The sequence below is a fragment of the Urinicoccus timonensis genome (genome assembly GCF_900232945.1).
Taxonomy (GTDB): Bacteria; Bacillota; Clostridia; order Tissierellales; family Peptoniphilaceae; genus Urinicoccus; species Urinicoccus timonensis.
In genome coordinates this window covers 193061-210192 of record NZ_OCTU01000003.1, presented here as the reverse complement: position 1 = coordinate 210192, position 17132 = coordinate 193061, and the positions used below count along the sequence as shown (strand labels likewise).

Genomic DNA, 17132 nt, shown 5'->3' with positions numbered 1-17132 from the left:
CCAGGAGGATCAATGGGCCTCCTGGTTTTTTTCTGTCTTTTTTAAAATACAGACACATAGTCCTTCATTTCTTCAAACTTTTTTTCTCCAATCCCCGGTAGGTTTTTCAAGTCTTCAATCTTTTGATAGGGGGATTCTTGCCTTTGGTCCAGGATCCTTTGGGCAGTTTTTTCTCCCACACCTGGAATTTTTTGCAGGTCTTCCAGGCTGGCAGTGTTGATGTTTATCTTTCCCTGGTCTAGGGATTGGCCCTGGGCTTGGTCGCTAACTTCACCCTTGCTGGGAACATGGATCCTAGCCTCGTCTTGGACCCTGGCAGCCAGGTTGAGCTGGTCGGGGTCGGCCTGGTCGGTAAAGCCCCCGGCTGTATTAACCACATCCACTACCCGGACGGGTTCTGAAAATTCATAGAGCCCCGGCTTTTTTACAGCTCCTGTAATATGGACATAGGTCCCATTGGCTGTTTTTTCTATAGGCTGGTCCTGGCTGGTGTCCACTTCCAAGGCCTGGGCTGGGTCAAAGTCCTCCTGGGGCTTGGGGGCCTGACGGGAATTTTTTGCATAAAAACCCAAAAGAAAGAGAACCAGGGCCAAAAAGACCGCTAGTTTCTTTTCTCTTGGGCTAAAGGGCTTGTTCCACATATCTATCCCAGGGCAATGGCTTCAATTTCCACATTGGCTCCCTTGGGCAGGCTCATGACTTCCACACAGGACCGGGCCGGTTTGTGGTCTGTAAAATAGGACCCATAAACTTCATTGACCAAGGGAAAGTCCTTCATATTCGTTATGAAGATGGTGGTCTTTACCACCTTGTCCAGGCCGGACCCTGCTTCTTCTAGGATGGCCTTGATGTTTTCCAGGCTCTGCTTGGTGGCTTCCTGGATATCTAGCTTCAAGTCTCCCGTCTCAGGATCTAGGGGAAGTTGACCGGAAACAAAAATCAAATTTCCCCCAAGGATGGCTTGGCTATAGGGCCCAATGGCTCCCGGGGCTTTTGTAGTTTCAATCTTCTTCATGGTCGTCCTCCTGGTCTTTTTTCCAGAGTCTTTCCAGACCATAGTAGTCTCTTTCTTCCCGGTGGAAGATATGGACAATGACATCGCCAAAGTCCAGGACAATCCAACGGGCTTCTCTTTGCCCTTGACGGTGGCTGGGTTCAATCCCTAAGTCTTCCATCTTTTCAATAACGGCATCGGCAATGGCATCCACTTGGGCTGTGGAATTCCCACTGGCCAAGACAAAGTATTCTGTCAAGGACGTCATCTTTCCAACAGGTAAAACATCGATATCGCTTGCCTTTTTATCTTGGCAAGCCTGGGTGATTGCTTGAATTTGTTCTTGTAAGTTTGCCATAGTTACCTCCTTCATTTATTATACTAAAGTTTTTCTTTTTTATAAAGGAAAAGACACCCTTTTCAGGGTGCCTATAAGATTCCTTGTGCGGCCAAAAGATTTCTGGCCTGGTCTTCATCCAGGATAAAGTAGGATAGGTGGTCTATCATCCGGGGACTACCAGGCAGGGTAGCCGATTGTAGGCCGTCCTCTCCCATTTGGGCCAGGATGGGGCTCATTTGAATCAGGGCCGATAAGGGAATGGTGGAATCGGCATTGTCTTGGTATTTTGCCAAGAAAACTGGGGCCTTGACCCATTGTTCTGGCTTTTTCAATTCCCTTAAAAAGGCGCCAATAAATTGTTGTTGGGCTTGGACCCGACCCAGGTCGGCATTCTTGTAGCCCTTCCGGAAGCGTAAAAACTTCACTGCGTCCTCCCCGTTTAGGGTTTGGAGGCCGGGTTTAAAGTGGATAATCAAAGAATTGCCCACTGTGGTATCCTCATAGTTCATTTCCATGGGAATATCCACTTGGACTCCCCCCATGGTATCTACCATGTCCTTGACAAATTCATAGTCAATCACCATATAGTAGGGGATTTGGGTTCCCAAAAGTTGGTTGACCGTCTTGAGGGATAGGTCCGGTCCCCCATAGGCAAAGGCATGGTTGATTTTTTCCTTGTGCTTTCTGCCTTCAATCTTGGTCCGGGTATCCCGGGGGATGGAGATCAGGGAGATGGACTTGTTGGTCTTGTTTAGGTGGACCAACATCATAACATCTGACCGGGGATTGCCCTGACTCCTATCCTTGGAATCCACCCCAATCAGTAAAAAGTCTAGGCTGTCTCTACGGTTAGTGGTTAAATCTGTCACCAAGTCCAGGGGGTCTTGGTGGTGGACCGAGGCCCCGACATAAAAGACCCCAACCAGGGAGGCCAGGACCAAAACCACCAGAGTTAGGAGAAAGGCTTTAATAAATTTTCCCATGGGTCACCTTCTTTAAAAAATCATTTCTCGCTTCTAGGCTCTTAAGAGTAATATAGCTGTTTTCTTTAATTAAGTATTGGATTGTTCGGTTTAACGCTTGGTACATAGCTTGGTCTAAATCTTCCTTTATTTCTTTTCGAGCCTGGTCTACACCGTCGAAGTTCCTCATGGGTTCGGCATAGTCGGCCAGGTAGATTATCTTTTCCAAATCAGTCATGCCGGCCCTTCCTGTCGTATGGTAGGCAATGGCATTTAAGATATCCCGGTCCCGGATTCCATAAATTTTTTCCGCTGCCAGGGCCCCTAAAAATCCATGGACCAGCTGGGGGGCCTGGTTAAATTCTTCCGTCCATTCCAGGCCTAGGTCCCGGGCCGCTTTCTTTAAAAGGTCCAGGTCCTTGATCTTCATACAATCGTGGTAAAAGCCAGCAATGTAGGCTTTTTCCGGGTCCTGACCGTATTGGACTGCCAGGTCCTTGGCATAGTCTGCCACCCTAAGAACATGGGCCATACGTTTTTTGCCAATCCGGTCCTGGATTTCTTCTTTATCCCTTGTAATATCCATTTTCTTGAATCCTCTGTCTAATTTCTTCCTTGACCAGGTAGCGGATAGACTTGCCCTCCCGGACCCTCCTGCGGATGTCCGTAGAAGAAATCTCGTATAGGGGCGTTTCTACCACAATAATTTCCGCTTGAAATTGCTCTTTCAAGGTATTGATTTCCCAAACCATTTTTTCCTTGTTCATGCTGTCAAAACCTGGACGAATGGCCAGGGCAAATTCTACCTCCTTGGCCAGTTCATCAAAACGCCGCCAGCCCCTTAGGTCGGGTAAAATATCCAAACCAATTAGGAAGTAAAAGTCATCCTGGGGGTAGGCTTCCTTTAAGGCCAAAATGGTATCCACAGAATAGCTGATGCCCTTTCGTTTGATTTCTATATCCGACACAGAAAAGTGGGGGTTGTCCTTAATGGCCATCTCCACCATCTCCAGGCGGTCTTTGGCATCTAAAAGTCCCTTTTGCTTGTGGGGTGGGTTTCCCGTAGGGATAAAGATGATTTCATCCAAATCCAGTTCCACTCGGACATACTCACTCATCATGAGGTGGCCCATGTGGATGGGGTCAAAGGACCCACCCATAATTCCATAGCGCTTGGTCATGGCAAGATAATGGTGGGGTTTTCAGAAGAGGGCCGGTAGATAACCAACTTGTTACCCAGTTGGCTGACAAATTCCGCCCCAGTTTGGGCTAAAATTTCCTCTTGGATTTCCCGGGCTTGGACTGGAGCATTCTTCAAGACATTGATTTTTACCAATTCTTCATTTTCCAAGAGCACTTCCAGTTGGCTGTAAAACTCTGGACTCAAGCCCCCCTTGCCCACTTGCATCTTGGCTTTTAAGCCATTGGCCAGGCCCTTTAAATACGATCTCTGTTTTCCTTTCATGGATCCTCCTATTCAAAAAATTCAAATTCGTAGTCGTTGATAAAGACGGATTCTCCCTCTTGGATTCCCAGGTCTCTCAGCTTGTCTACCACTCCGTTTTTCCGAAGGTTTTCTTGGAAGTACCTCAAGGATTCCCGGTCGTCAAAGTAGGTGGACCGTAAGAGCTTGTCGATATAGGGTCCTTGGACTACAAAACGTCCATTTTCCTTCTTGACTTCAATTCCCGGAGCCCTTTCTTTTTCTTCTTCCACATATTCTTGGTCAAAGGTCAGGCTTTCATAGGGCAGGTCCTTTAGGGCCTCTTGGATCCCATAGAGAAGTTGAGTCAAATCCTTAGTAGTGGCTGCCGACCCGGCAAAGACTTTCAGGTCCGGGTACTTGGCCTTAAAACGGTCCAGGTTTTCCTGGCTTCCAGGTAGGTCCATCTTGTTGGCAAAAACCAATTGGGGCTTTTGGGCCAACTTTTCATGGTAGTCCACCAGCTCTTCATTGATTTTTACATAGTCATCCAGAGGGTCCCGGCCCTCTTGGCCACTCATGTCCAAGACATGGACCAAAATCCTGGTCCGTTCAATGTGACGTAAAAAGTCATGGCCCAGGCCCACGCCCTGGCTGGCTCCCTCAATTAAACCAGGAATATCTGCCACCACAAAAGACTGGCCTTGGCCCATGGAAACCACACCCAGGTTGGGTTGGAGGGTGGTAAAGTGGTAGTTGGCAATCTTGGGTCTTGCTGCAGAAACCACAGATAGGAGGGTAGACTTACCCACATTGGGAAAACCAATCAAGCCCACATCGGCTAGAACTTTCAGCTCCAGGCAAATTTCCCTTTCTTCCCCCATAGATCCAGCTTGGGCAAAGGAAGGCGCCTGTCTGGTAGATGTGGTAAACTTGGCATTGCCCCGGCCTCCCCGGCCTCCTTGGGCAATAATATAGGTCTTACCAGCCTCATTTAAATCAGCAATGACATGGCCGGTTTTTTCATCCTTAATCAGGGTTCCCACGGGAACCTTTAAAATGATGTCTTCTCCATCTTTTCCAAACTGCTTTTTATTCCGGCCATTTTCACCATTTTGGGCCCGGTATTCTTTTTGATAGCGAAAGTCCATAAGGGTGTGTAAGCCTGTATCGGTTTGTAAAATGACACTTCCCCCGTTTCCTCCGTCGCCACCAGCAGGTCCTCCTGCCGGTTCATATTTTTCTCTGCGCCAAGCCACGGCTCCGTCGCCGCCCTTGCCGGCAATGACCTTAATATGTGCAACATCGATAAACAAGATTTCCACCTCTCTTTCTATTTTCTCAATTATAACATAGGTCCCTTAAAGAATGCTTATCTTGCGTCTAAGTTTTGTCTAAGAATTCTGCAAGAAAAAAGGCCAGGTTTAGGCAGACTCTCTTGTCCACCCTCTGGCTCACATCAAACAAGGAATAATTGTATACACCCATTTTATAAAAAGTTCCCTAAAATTTCAAGCTTTTTCTTCTAATATAAGAGAAAAGGACCGGTAAGATCCGGTCCTTTCGAGTCTTAAATTTCTTGGCCCACTTGGCCTCTTTCTTGGTACTTTTCATAGACCTTTCCCAAAAGACTAACCAGGGTCACAGCTAAAAGACTGGGAAGAACCCAAGAAAGTCCTTCTTCATAAAGGGGAAGAGACTTTACCAGGTCGGTTAAAAATGGTAGAGACAGCTTAAATGTCTTATTCAGCACTTCCACCAAGGGAAGGGCCAGGGAGAAGAAGGCTCCAAAACCGTAAGCTAGCTTGCTGTAGCCGAAAAATCTTTGGGTCATCCCCATGACGATTAAAACCAAGGCCACAGGATAGATTATGGTCAAGAGGGGAACGGAAAAGGCCAAGAGGGTATTTAAGCCAAAATTGGCCATGACAAAGGAAAAGAAAGTCCAGATCAAGACCCAGCTCCGGTAGGAGAGTTTTTTCTTAAAGAGAACATGGAAGTATTCTCCCCCACTGGTGATTAGACCCACACAAGTGGTGAGGCAGGCCAGGGTAAAGATGGCAGCTAAAAGATAGAGGCCTCCTTGGCCAAAGACCAATTGGACAGCCTGGCTTAAAACTTGAGCACCATTTTCCGCTCCTGGAAAGAGACCAGAAGTCACCATGCCGATATAACTCAACATGGCATAAACGACCAATAAAAGACTTCCAGCAACCAGACCGGCCTTGACGGTATAACGAGTTCTTTCTTCCTTGTCTGTAACGCCAAAGCCCTTGATGGCCAGGGTGACAACAAAGCCGAAGTTCAAGGCAGCCACGGCATCCATAGTTTCATAACCTGACAAGAAGCCCTTGGTCAAGGGAGATGTTTGATAGTCCCCCAGGGCCGGAGCCGTTTGGGGACTTAGGAAGATAAAGCGGACAAAAAGGACTAAAATCATGACCAAGAGGGTTGGGGTCAAATACTTACCCACCCTCTTAACCAGCTTAGTGGGTTTCAGACAAATCCACAGGGCCAGGCCGAAAAAGCAAAGAGTATAGACCAGGCGGGCCAAGCCCAAACTGGTAGTTTCAGGAAGCAAGGGGGCAATGGCCAATTCAAAGGGCACGCTGCCAGCCCGAGGAATCCCAAGGCCAGGTCCTATGGACAGGTAGATGGCCGTGGTAAAGAGGATGGAGAAAAGAGCCCCCACCCGGTTGGACAGGTTGGACAAGCCATCGGTCTTGCCTACTAAGATAGCTCCTAAAACCGGGAATAAAACAGCTGTTATGGCAAAACTTGCCAAGGCCACCCAGGTTTGGTCTCCCGCCTGGTTACCCAAAAGAGGTGGAAAAATTAAATTTCCTGCCCCAAAAAATAATCCGAACAACATCACACTGACTTGGGTAAATTCACTTCTGTTTAACTTTTTCATAAATCCTCCTATTTTCTTCAAGCAATTAAATTTTATGTAATAAAAAAACGTCCTCAGTCTAAAATTAGACCAAGGACGAAAAATATTCCGCGTTACCACCTTTATTCCTATCGATAAAACGATAGACTCTCAAGCATCCATCAATGCCGGGTATTGATAACGCCTACCAAGGCGACAAGTCTTACTCTGGTTCAGACCTGCAATAAGAAAAATGATTTTCACCTGACTTCCACTATAAGCTTCCACCAACCGCTTACTCTCTGTAAATATCCATAAGGCTAGTCTTTTTTTCCAAATTTTTACTATAAAATTTAACTGTGATATTGAACAATATCTTACCCTCTCCTCCCAGTCCTGTCAAGAGGATTTTAAAATTTTTCTTTTCTTTTTTTCCCGCCCTTTTCCCGGACCCTTGTGGAAGGATGCCAACCTCCGCCTCCACAAGGGCTACGAACTCACCCGGGTCCAATACCAAGCCGCAGAAAAATTCGGTGGTATCCGCTACCCAGCAGACTTCTCCAAGGCCTGGCCCGGAGACCTGATCTTTAACTACAGCCCCAACTTCTACCTGGGCTACAACCACGTAGGCATCTACATGGGCATGAACAACAACCGCCCCATCTATGTCCACGCCACCTTGAAAGACGGCCTCATGATCAGCGACACCAGAGAAATGAACTGGAACATCGGACGACGCTTTAACAAGGAATTTATCCGTTACAACACTCGGCAAAACAAGGGCACCGGTCAAATCCCCGATGTCCCCACCCGATAATTAAAAAGCAGGAAGAAGCCTTAGCTTCTTCCTGTTTTTTTATTGGCTAGGCCCCACTTCCCTATTGAAAAAATCCCCTCCTTCCACTATGATTTAAGTAAGTAAGAAGAAATAAAAAACAGATTGGAGGATCCCATGGACCGAAAATTTTTACACTGGCTTACCGGCCTTAGGAGCAAGCCCATGAACCAGATTATGATCTTTATCACCCACCTGGGAACCGGAGGCATCGTCTGGCTCCTCTTTAGCCTAGTCTTTTTTATCCAGGGGCAAAAAAGCCTAAGCTACCGGGTCCTTTTGGCCCTGGTGGTCAACGGATTAATCTGTAACCTCACCCTGAAGCCCCTCTTGAAAAGAAGCCGACCCTCTTGGATTGACAAGATTGACCTCTTAATTAAAAATCCCACAGACTTTTCCTTCCCCTCCGGCCACGCCAGCTCCTCCTTTGCAGCTGCCACCACCATCTTCTTTCAAAACCAAGGCCTGGGGACCTTTTGCCTGGTCCTGGCAGGACTCATTGCCTTTTCCCGCCTCTACCACTTTGTCCATTATCCCTCCGATGTGGTCATTGGCTCCCTCTTGGGGATTGCCATGGCCCATCTCAGCCGGTTTATCTTTAACAACTACCTTCTTTTCCTAATTTGATAAAATTCTTTAATATAAATTTCCATTAAAAAAGGACCGCTCAAAGGCTCGTTGAATTAGGGATTTTAGAAAAACTGATTTAGAGAGTCTTTAGGTGGCAAGATAAAAGGCTATGAGTTTCAATACTCACAGCCTTTTATATTTGTGGTTAACATAAAAAATGTTATTCTAAACTTCTTATTCTATCTACAAGACTATTTTGACTGTGCTTTTCATAGAATCTACCTGTAAATATTATCCCAATAATTATATTTACTAAGTTTACAAGTATAAGTGGCGTGATTACAAATTTATAGGAAGTCCACTGAGTTTGTTCCATAAAACCTATCAAGATATATTTATCTACAAGAAGCATAATGATGAAAGAAAATACTAAGCCACATAAAGAATAGATCAAATTCTTTTTCACCAAATATTTTTTAATATTTTTCTTTGTCATTCCAATTGCTTCAAGAATTGATAAGTTAACCATATTTCTCAAAATTTCAGTAGCAATGACGTTAATAAAATTCAGTACAGAAATTAAGAATAATACTATAGATAGACTGTAACCAGCAAATTCTATTAGGTTTTTGAATTCCATTGTAGATTTGATCTGAAGATCCCTTGAATCATAGGAAAAGTCTGGCTCATTTTCAAAAGTTTTTAATAACTTATCAAAATTTTCCTTTTCGCTATCTTCTACATCAAATCCATAGGACATTATACTCTTATCTCCTGTGAGCTCTTTATACTCATTCGGATTCATATAAATGTATTCCAAGCCTAAAGTAGGACTAGATTCGTCGTTTATATCTTCCTTAATTACAGGGAAATATCTAAGACCATTTGAAAAATTATATTCAACCTTCCCCATCACTTGGACTTCTTTGACTTTATTTTTGACATTAATCTTTATTTTATCGCCAGCTTTATAGTCAGAATTATTTTTTATTTTTTCGCCTATAATAACATAATTTCCAGTTTGCCATTTTTCTTTATCAAANGGTTTGCATGCTTGTCAAACATCATTAGTGCACTTTTTCCTTTCAAGTATCCCATGAAACTTGACACTGATATTTTTGGGGGAATACTAACTAGCATATGCACATGGTCTGGCATTAAATGTCCTTCTATTATTTCGACTCCTTTATATTTGCATAATGTTCTAAATATTTCTCCCAAACTGTCTCGGTATTGATTAAAAACAATTTTTCGTCTATACTTTGGTGTAAAGACAATATGATATTTACACATCCATTTTGTGTGTGATAATGAATTTGCCTTTTGAACCATTTAAATCACCTCTTCATTATTTTAGGTCTGAACAACTCTATTATAATACTGAGGTGATTTTTTGGTATAACCTTTTGTTTCCTACCCGCATAGCGGGTAGTTTTTTGTTTCGCACGCGTTGCGTGCTCAACTGACTAAAGTCATCAACAAAAAAAGAACCCCGAGCGGGGTTCTTTTTCTATTTTATCTTTTTATGGTCTATGGCTGATAATCCGGCCGTAGTTGCCATCTTTTCTCCGATAAACCACGCAAACTTCGTCTTGGTCTGCATCTAGGTAGACGAAAAAGTTGTGGTTTAAAAGGTCCATTTGCAGGATGGCTTCATCAATGGCCATGGGTCTTAGGTCGAAGTCCTTGTTCCGGATCAATTGGCCGTCGGGACTTTCTTCATCAGCTTTGGGTTTTTCTTGTTCAAAGTTTTCAAAACGGATGCTGTCATTGTTTTGGTATCTTTTCTTTAATTTTGTCTTATACTTGCGGACTTGTCTTTCCAAGGCTTGGACGGCAATATCTATGGATGCGTACATATCATCAGTGCTTTCTTCTGCCCGGAGAATGTGGCCAGGTAAAAAGACGGTAATTTCTACCTTGTGGCGTCCTTTTTTGGTAGAAAATGTCACCTTGGCCCGAATTTCTTCTTGGAAGTAACGGTCTAATTTAGATAATTTTTTTTCAGCCTGTTCCTTCAAAGCGTCGGTTAATTCTAAATTCTTACCTAAATATTCAAGTTTCATATAAAGCACTCCTCTCTTGTAATGCATATATACCCAAACTTATTTTTTTTAACTGAATTTTTACTTTGTTTTTAGAAGAATTGTCAGACCCGCTTAGGTTTGCTATACTTATCTTGGTGATTAATCTTATGAAAATTTGGCGGGTCCGTATTGGTATGCGGACGTTTAAAACAGCCCTTTCGGTGGTGATTGGTCTCTACCTCTCCCACCTCTTAAATTTACAGGCCCCTATTTTTACAGCCATTGCCTCGATTACAACCATGCAGCCTTCCTTTACGGATACTTCGGAGCAGGTCAAGCGCCGGCTTTTCACCTGTGTCTTTGGTGTGGTTTTTGGCTATCTTTTGGCCCAAATAACGAACAATCCTTTTCTGACTCCCATCTTAGCTGGTATCGGTGTGATTTTTACCATTGTCCTCCACCAGCTGACGGGACAGAAGAATATGACGACCCTGGCCTGTATCGTCTTTGTGGCTTCTTTTGCCACCCGGACCAACCACATGACCTATGGGATCAACCGTTTAATCGGAACCTTTTTAGGGGTTGCCATTAGTGTTTTGATCAATGTCTTGATCCGGGCTCCCAAGGTCCACGAGGATTTTTTCCAAAGTGTCCAAGAGGCCTACCAGGAAATTTTCGACCTGACCCGGTCCTGCCTGCTCTTGCCCTATCCCTCGGACTTGACCCAGCTAGAGGCGACCATTAACAAGGTCAACAACTACTACAATATGTTGGATGAAGAAATGCACTCTCCCTTTTATTCGGGCAAGGACTTTCAGATTCCCCATTCTATTATTGAGGTGATTAACGAAATCTACCTGCGTTTTCAGCTTCTAGAGGAACTCAAGCCCTTTACGCCGACCATTTTTGGCAAGAATGTGGAAACCATTGAGCGACTTTTTTCCTATACCATCCTCTACCAGGGGGACTTGAAAAGGCAGGAAGCGGTTGTCTACAACTACCATATTGAAGTGATTTTAAAGGATGTCTCCCGCTTGAAAAACTTTGTGGAAAGTCATAAAGCAGAGATGGAAGCTTGAAAAAAGGCCAGGCCCTAGGGAACCTGGTCTTTTTCTATTTTCTGGGCTTGAAAGGCCCTGGTCTTCTTGGTATAATATCTACTGTTGATTTTAAGCTCTATGGCTGAAAATGGCCCCTGAGGGCCAGGCCGGAGCTTAAAAAAGACAGGTTTGGAACCTGTCTTTTTCTTTATTCTTTATTTAATTCTATAAAGACTTGGAAGTAGTCTCCATCAATGACGATGCGGAATTCTCCCCCCAGGGCTTCCACCAGGTTTTTGGCAATATGCAGGCCCAGGCCGGATCCTTCTGTGGTCCGAGACTTTTCTCCCCGGACGAATTGTTGCATCAATTCATCGGCAGAAATCCCCAGCCGGTTCTTGCTGACATTTTTGATGGAAAAGTAGTACTTGGATTGGTCCTGGATGAGCTTGGCATAGATCCTGGTATTTTCCAGGGCGTACTTGCAGGCATTGGACAGGGTGTTGGATAGGACCCGGCCCAGGACTTCGGGGTCGGTGTAGATTTTGGCATCCTCGCTGTCGGAATTGTAGATAAATTCCAGCCCCTTGGCTGAAAGGTCGGATTCAAAGTCCCCATAGATTTGACTCAAAAGTTCATTGAAGTCGATGACGACTTTTTCCACCTGGACATTGCCAGACCCAGTTTTTGAAGCATCAATGAGGTTGATAACCAGGCTCTTTAGGCGTTCGGAATTCCGGCCCAGGATCCGGATGTAGTTTTTGGCCTCTTCGTCCATGGTCTCCTTGCTACTTAGGATATCTGTGTAGTTGATAATGGAGGTCAGGGGGGTCTTGAGGTCGTGGGAGATATTGGTGATGAGGTCGGTCTTCATTTTTTCCGACTGCATCCTCTCTTCTACGGCGTCGGACAGGCCCTCCCGGATGTTGCCCAATTGGACCAGGGCCTTGATGCTTTCTTTTTCAGCCAGGTGGGTTTCCATTTGGGGCATCCCCAGGCTGGCTGTCTCTTCGATTCCCTCAATGACCAGGACAAATTGAACCCTCTCTTTTTCGAAAAACAAGAGGATCAAAAAGACCAGGGCCAGGACCAGGCTAAAGGTCTCTCCGAAAATTAGAGGAGACAATAAGAGGACAAAGAGCAGGATAATATTGGCCACGGCATAGTAGATAAAGGAGTTGGACTTGGAACTTTCCCGCATCAGGGCCACGGTAAAAAACCGCCGGACGCCCGGAATGGGCAAGAGCTTAACCAAGCAAATTCCCACATCTAACATGACCAGGTTGAAAAAGAGTCCATCGGGCCAATAAAAAATCCGGCTCAAGACATAAATCAAGAGGAAGAATTCTATAAAGAGTTCTTCGATATAGGCCCGGTAAAAAATATAGTCATAGATTTTAGAAAAAAATCTCCTAATTTTTTTTACCATACCTATCCTTCTATCTTGTAGCCCATGCCATAGACTGACTTAATCAGGTCCGGCTTTCTGGGGTTGATTTCCACCTTGTCTCTCAAGTGGGAGATGTGGACACTGATGACTTTTTTCACATCGTGGGCTTCTTCTTCCCAGACATGCTCGTAGATTTCATCACTGGAAAACACCCGACCTTGGTTTTTCATCAAAAGGAAGAGGATCTTGTATTCGTAGGGGGTCAGGTTGACTGCTTCCCCATCTACAGTGACGGTTTTACTGGCATCGTTTAGGACGATCCGGCCAATTTGCATCTCGTCTTGGTCGATATCTGCCGACCCCAGGTTCATATAGCGTCTCAAGGATGAATTGACCCGGGCAATAAGCTCGATGGCATTAAAGGGCTTGGTGATATAGTCGTCGGCCCCTACATTTAAGCCCAGGATCTTGTCGGTAATTTCCGACTTGGCCGATAGGATGATAATGGGGATGTTGTTCTTTTCCCGAATCTTTAGGATGGCTGTCATCCCGTCCATCTCGGGCATCATCAAGTCCATCAAGATTAGATGGATGGTTTCTTTTTCCATAATCTCCAAGGCTTCCTTGCCGTTGTAGGCTGGAAAGACCTGGTAGCCTTGGGCTTTTAAGTAAATTTCTATGGCTGAAACAATGTCTTTTTCATCGTCGCAGACTAATATATTGTATTGCATTTTTTCCACCTCTTTGTCTTTATTATACAACATCTTTTATCTTTCTTGCCCTTCTTTTCTCTTTCGCAAGAAAATCTTAGTGAAAAATACGATATCTTGGGTATCTATATTCATTAGGAAAGGAGCCCTTATGTTAAAACCATTAAAAAACTGGCTTTACCGGCACCGGGACAATTCTGTTTTAAGTTTTCTGGATGCCCTGGCCAAGCGAATTATTGATTTTGAAATTTTTCCAAGAGCGGGACAATTGTCATATTTCACGACCCTGTCCTTATTCCCCTTTATTATTGCTCTTTTAAATATCTTGAACTACACTCCTCTTTTGGACCCTTCCTTTATCCGAAATCTGGTGTCCTATTTGCCAGAGTCCACGGCCTCTATTATCCTGTCCTTTGTGGACCAGATTGCCCTGACTTCTTCGGCTTCTTTATTGAGTGTTTCCTTGTTATTGGGTCTTTGGTCGGCCTCCAGCGGTGTTCGGCAATTGATTAAGATCATTAACAAGGCCTACCAGCTCCAAGAAAATCGAAGTTTTTTCGAAATGGCTTTTTTGGGTCTAGCTTTTACCTTGGGTTTGATTGTTATGATCTTGCTCCTTCTCTTCTCCCGGATTATCGGGTCTGAGCTCATCCAGCAAATCAATAACTACATCCCCTTAAACCAAGAGCTCATTGGATTTTTACACAAGTCCCTAAACATCATTGGACCTCTTTATGCCTTGATTTTCCTGGTTTGTCTCTATGGGATTAGTCCCAACCTTCCCATGAAAAAACTGGGCCTAAAAACCCTAATTCCTGGCAGTCTTTTTGCCTTGGTGGGAATTTTATTGGGGACGGTGCTTTTCACCTACTATGTAACGAATTTTGGCCGCTACGCCATAACCTATGGTTATTTCACTGGGATTATCCTCATGCTCTTGTGGATCTACCTGGTCAATGTCGTCCTGCAAATCGGCTGCCAAATCAACGCCCTGGCCTATTTGAAAAAACAAGGGGGCTTGGATTGGCCCCGGGAGGATTCCCTCCTAAAAGACCTCCTGCCCCAGGAAACTAAGCTGACAGACTGATGGGGTAGACTTGGTGGACTCCAGCTTCTTCCAGGGCCAGACTGGCCTGGTAGAGGGTGGATCCTGTAGTCAGAATGTCATCTAACAATAAAATATTCTTGCCTTCCAGGTCCCTAGCCCGGAAGGCTTGGACCAAGTTTTCCTCCCTCTCCTTGCCAGACAGGCCAAGTTGTAGGGGGGTATTTTTTATTTTCTCCAGCCTGCCCTGGTAGTAGTTTAAGCCTGACAGGCGGTGGATTTCCAGACCTATGAGGTCCATGGGGTCAAAGCCTCTTTTTTTTAGGGTCTCTTTGGCCGACGGAACCACCACAAAACCATCCAGGTCTTGCCCCGGGTCAAATTGGCCCAGGACCTGGATAAAAAGGTGGGCCAGGGTCTTGGACAGGTAGGTCTTGGATTCAAACTTGTAGTCTGTAAGAATCTTTCGCAGGCTTCCGGTATAGAAAAAGCCATTGTAGATGGCCTGGCCATTTTTTTGCCTGTAGCCAGGTTGAAAGTCCAGCCGGTCCCGGCATTGGGGACAGAGGTAGGGGATGGTCCCTTCTTCCTCGTGGCAGAGATAGCAGGTGTGGTCTTGGAAAAAATCTAAAAAATTCATAGGACCCCCTCGGTTTCCAGGCGGCGAACCAGGCCGGTTCTTCTCTCTAGCTGGTCCTTGTTTTTGAGCATTTCTTGTAAGGAGTCCAGGCTCCCTACCAGGATGACCCCCCTCTTGCCCCGGGTAATGGCGGTGTAGAGGATGTTTTTGCTTTGGAGGATGGCTGGGGCCCAGGAACAGGTCATAATGGTAATGGGGTATTCACTTCCCTGGGCCTTGTGGATGGTGGAGGCATAGGCCAGGGTCAGTTCGTCCAAGTCGTATTCCTGGTAGTCCACTATTTTCATTTCATCATAGACTACCTTGAGGCTCTTGGCCTCGGGATCCACAGAAAGAATCCGGCCCAGGTCGCCGTTAAAGACTCCTTCTCCCTCCTTGGAATAGACCTCGGACTGGATGGACCACTTTAACTGGTAGTTATTTTTGATATGCATGACCCGGTCCCCTGTCCGGAAAATCATCTTTTTATAGGTGATTTCTTTTTTATCCTCTCCGGGAGGGTTTAGGGCCTCTTGGAGTCTTTGGTTGAGGATACTCACCCCAACAGGTCCCTTGTGCATGGGACTTAGGACCTGGATATCCTCCATGGGGTCCAGGTCGTAGTAGTCCGGCAACCTCTTGGAAATTAGGTCCACTATGGTTTGGGCAATGTCCTGTCTCGGAGCCTGGATAAAGAAAAAGTCGCCGTTTTTTTGGTTCATCAAAAGGGGACGGTCCTTTAAGATGTTGTGGGCATTTTGGACGATATTGGACTGTTCTGCCTGGCGGAAGATCTTGGTTAATTCTACTGTAGGCACCCGACCTGAAGCTATGATGTCTCCCAGGACATTTCCTGGTCCCACACTGGGAAGCTGGTTGTGGTCTCCCACCAGGATCAGCTTGGTTTTTTCCTCCAGGGCCAGGAGGATTTGGACCATTAAAAAGATGTCCACCATGGATACCTCGTCTAGGATTAAGACATCGGCATCAATTTCATTTTCTGTATCTTGGAAGTCCACCCAGTCTTCATGGGGGGTTAGGTCCAAGAGTCGGTGGATGGTGGAAGCGGGCCTGGATGTGGCCTCACTCATTTTTTTGGCCGCCCGACCAGTTGGGGCTGCCAGGCAGACCTTGAGGTCCATGGATTCGTAGAGTTCAATGAGGGCCTTGAGGGTGGTGGTTTTCCCCGTTCCCGGTCCCCCAGTTAGGACCATGACAGAGGAGTCCAGGGATTTTTCCACAGCCTGGATTTGCTCGGGGCTTAGCCGATTGATCCAATCCTTTTTATGGTCTTGGAGGATGGATTGTCCGGCGGTTTTGATTTGCATGTTTTTTTGCCCCAGCCGGGCCAGGAGGTTTTGGGCTATATTTTTTTCACACTGGTAGACATAACTCAGGTAGACCCTGTAGTCTCCCTCCCAGCCGGCTTCCTGGGCTTTTTCCAGGTAGAGGCTGGGGTTCATGGCCATTTGCAAGGGGTCTGGGGCCTTTTCTGGGTCCAAGCCCAGGTCCTTGCTAAATTGGCTCTTTAATTGGCTATAGTAGACATAGCAATTGCCTTGGAAGAGGGCGTCTTTTAAAATTTCCACAAAATAGGCCCCAATCCGCATGGGGTCATCCTTGGCAAAGCCCAATTTTAAGGCTATCTTGTCAATGGTTTTAAAGGAAAGCCCCTTGAGGTCCTGGAGGACCCAGTAGGGTTTCTTTTCCAGGGTGGTTTGGGTGTTTTCCCCATAGACCCGGTAGAGCTTCATGGCCTCTTGGATGGACAAGCCCCGGTCCAGGCACCAGTTCACCATGATGTCCATCCCCTCTTGTTCTTTTAAGGCCTGGCTGATCTTGGCAATTTTTTTCTTGCCTAGGCCAGGAATTTGTCGCAAGGACCCCGGTTCTTCCTTCATGACCCGGAGGCTGTCTTGGCCAAACAAGTCCACAATGGCCTGGGCGGTCTTGGGTCCGATAAAGGGCAGGCAACCCGAGGAAAGGTAGCGGACTATGGATTCTTGGCTAGAGGGCTCAAGGGCCTTGGCTTCTTGAAAGGAAAACTGCTCTTGGTACTTGGGGTGGAAAATCCAGTCTCCTTGAAATATGTAGTCTAAATTTTTTTCAAATTGATAGCCGTAGCCTACACAGGTAATGAGATCATCTTCGGCTTCCACCCTTAAAACACTGTAGCCGTTTCCGTCATTATGGTAGACAATTGATTCGATTCTTCCTTGAATTTCCATAGCTCCTCCTTTCATCCATTGTACCAAATCCAGGCCAAAGAAAAAAGAGACCCGGAGGTCTCTTTTCTAGCTTGTCT

The 17132-nt window shown here is 45.6% G+C and carries 19 protein-coding genes, 1 pseudogene and 1 other annotated feature; of the genes and pseudogenes, 4 read left to right on the top strand and 16 right to left on the bottom strand.

What is annotated here, in order from left to right; all coding sequences use genetic code 11:
* Positions 1-41 precede the first annotated feature (41 nt).
* The 9 genes from CS898_RS06420 to brnQ all read right to left on the bottom strand — a co-directional run bounded on the left by CS898_RS06420 (position 42) and on the right by brnQ (position 6633).
* Entirely contained in the window at positions 42-641 is a 600-nt protein-coding gene (locus CS898_RS06420) for a ComEA family DNA-binding protein (protein WP_099208523.1), read from the bottom strand.
* 2 nt (positions 642-643) lie between these two features.
* Entirely contained in the window at positions 644-1015 is a 372-nt protein-coding gene (locus CS898_RS06415) for a RidA family protein (RefSeq protein ID WP_099208522.1), read from the bottom strand.
* Positions 1002-1352: a ribosome silencing factor gene (gene rsfS, locus CS898_RS06410; RefSeq protein WP_009432079.1), complete on the bottom strand. Its 351-nt coding sequence runs from the start codon at positions 1350-1352 to the stop codon at positions 1002-1004. The genes CS898_RS06415 and rsfS overlap by 14 nt, the downstream gene beginning before the upstream one ends.
* A 71-nt stretch (positions 1353-1423) precedes the next feature.
* The gene (locus tag CS898_RS06405; protein WP_099208521.1) at positions 1424-2317 is read right to left on the bottom strand and encodes an LCP family protein; all 894 of its coding nucleotides are present in this window, start codon (positions 2315-2317) and stop codon (positions 1424-1426) included.
* Positions 2301-2882, bottom strand: coding sequence for a bis(5'-nucleosyl)-tetraphosphatase (symmetrical) YqeK (yqeK, locus tag CS898_RS06400; protein WP_099208520.1), 582 nt, complete (start codon positions 2880-2882; stop codon positions 2301-2303). Before yqeK ends, CS898_RS06405 begins: the two co-directional genes overlap by 17 nt.
* Positions 2863-3477 carry a nicotinate-nucleotide adenylyltransferase gene (gene nadD / locus CS898_RS06395; RefSeq protein ID WP_099208519.1) on the bottom strand — a complete coding sequence of 205 codons (615 nt, stop codon included), beginning with the start codon at positions 3475-3477 and terminating at the stop codon, positions 2863-2865. The genes yqeK and nadD overlap by 20 nt, the downstream gene beginning before the upstream one ends.
* The gene (locus CS898_RS06390) at positions 3474-3761 is read right to left on the bottom strand and encodes a YhbY family RNA-binding protein (protein ID WP_009430172.1); all 288 of its coding nucleotides are present in this window, start codon (positions 3759-3761) and stop codon (positions 3474-3476) included. The genes nadD and CS898_RS06390 overlap by 4 nt, the downstream gene beginning before the upstream one ends.
* A gap of 8 nt (positions 3762-3769) precedes the next feature.
* Positions 3770-5035, bottom strand: coding sequence for a GTPase ObgE (obgE, locus tag CS898_RS06385; protein ID WP_099208518.1), 1266 nt, complete (start codon positions 5033-5035; stop codon positions 3770-3772).
* Between the two features lie 254 nt (positions 5036-5289).
* Entirely contained in the window at positions 5290-6633 is a 1344-nt protein-coding gene (gene brnQ / locus CS898_RS06380) for a branched-chain amino acid transport system II carrier protein (protein WP_099208517.1), read from the bottom strand.
* A 68-nt stretch (positions 6634-6701) separates the two neighbouring features.
* Positions 6702-6936, bottom strand: a binding site (T-box leader).
* A gap of 109 nt (positions 6937-7045) precedes the next feature.
* On the opposite strand from brnQ, the gene CS898_RS06375 reads away from it, so the two are divergent.
* Together CS898_RS06375 and CS898_RS06370 are read left to right on the top strand one after the other, a co-directional pair.
* A complete protein-coding gene (locus tag CS898_RS06375) occupies positions 7046-7408 on the top strand; it encodes an NlpC/P60 family protein (RefSeq protein WP_234976040.1) in 363 nt (120 codons plus the stop codon).
* Between the two features lie 135 nt (positions 7409-7543).
* A complete protein-coding gene (locus CS898_RS06370; protein ID WP_099208516.1) occupies positions 7544-8053 on the top strand; it encodes a phosphatase PAP2 family protein in 510 nt (169 codons plus the stop codon).
* A 163-nt stretch (positions 8054-8216) separates the two neighbouring features.
* Here the strand turns inward: CS898_RS06370 and CS898_RS06365 are convergent, their stop codons facing one another.
* From CS898_RS06365 to hpf, 3 genes and pseudogenes are all read right to left on the bottom strand, one after another.
* The gene (locus CS898_RS06365) at positions 8217-8909 is read right to left on the bottom strand and encodes an FtsX-like permease family protein (RefSeq protein WP_234976039.1); all 693 of its coding nucleotides are present in this window, start codon (positions 8907-8909) and stop codon (positions 8217-8219) included.
* A 119-nt stretch (positions 8910-9028) separates the two neighbouring features.
* Positions 9029-9328, bottom strand: a pseudogene (gene tnpA / locus CS898_RS06360) (IS200/IS605 family transposase); the annotation flags it as partial.
* A 191-nt stretch (positions 9329-9519) separates the two neighbouring features.
* Positions 9520-10062 carry a ribosome hibernation-promoting factor, HPF/YfiA family gene (hpf, locus tag CS898_RS06355; protein WP_099208515.1) on the bottom strand — a complete coding sequence of 181 codons (543 nt, stop codon included), beginning with the start codon at positions 10060-10062 and terminating at the stop codon, positions 9520-9522.
* A gap of 128 nt (positions 10063-10190) precedes the next feature.
* Between hpf and CS898_RS06350 the strand changes: the two genes are divergently transcribed.
* Entirely contained in the window at positions 10191-11102 is a 912-nt protein-coding gene (locus tag CS898_RS06350) for an FUSC family protein (protein WP_099208514.1), read from the top strand.
* 169 nt (positions 11103-11271) lie between these two features.
* Here CS898_RS06350 and CS898_RS06345 read toward each other — a convergent pair whose 3' ends face one another.
* On the bottom strand, positions 11272-12492 hold the full coding sequence (locus tag CS898_RS06345) for a sensor histidine kinase (protein WP_099208513.1): 1221 nt from the start codon (positions 12490-12492) through the stop codon (positions 11272-11274).
* Between the two features lie 2 nt (positions 12493-12494).
* Positions 12495-13184, bottom strand: a complete 690-nt coding sequence (locus CS898_RS06340) for a response regulator transcription factor (RefSeq protein ID WP_099208512.1) — start codon at positions 13182-13184, stop codon at positions 12495-12497.
* A 130-nt stretch (positions 13185-13314) separates the two neighbouring features.
* On the opposite strand from CS898_RS06340, the gene CS898_RS06335 reads away from it, so the two are divergent.
* Positions 13315-14250: a YihY/virulence factor BrkB family protein gene (locus CS898_RS06335; protein ID WP_159459139.1), complete on the top strand. Its 936-nt coding sequence runs from the start codon at positions 13315-13317 to the stop codon at positions 14248-14250.
* Here CS898_RS06335 and CS898_RS06330 read toward each other — a convergent pair.
* Positions 14234-14848 (bottom strand): ComF family protein, encoded by a 615-nt coding sequence (locus CS898_RS06330; RefSeq protein WP_099208510.1) that lies wholly within the window; start codon positions 14846-14848, stop codon positions 14234-14236. The genes CS898_RS06335 and CS898_RS06330 overlap by 17 nt on opposite strands.
* Complete coding sequence (gene recD2, locus CS898_RS06325; protein WP_159459138.1) at positions 14845-17055, bottom strand: SF1B family DNA helicase RecD2; 2211 nt, start codon at positions 17053-17055, stop codon at positions 14845-14847. Before recD2 ends, CS898_RS06330 begins: the two co-directional genes overlap by 4 nt.
* Between the last annotated feature and the right edge of the window lie 77 nt (positions 17056-17132).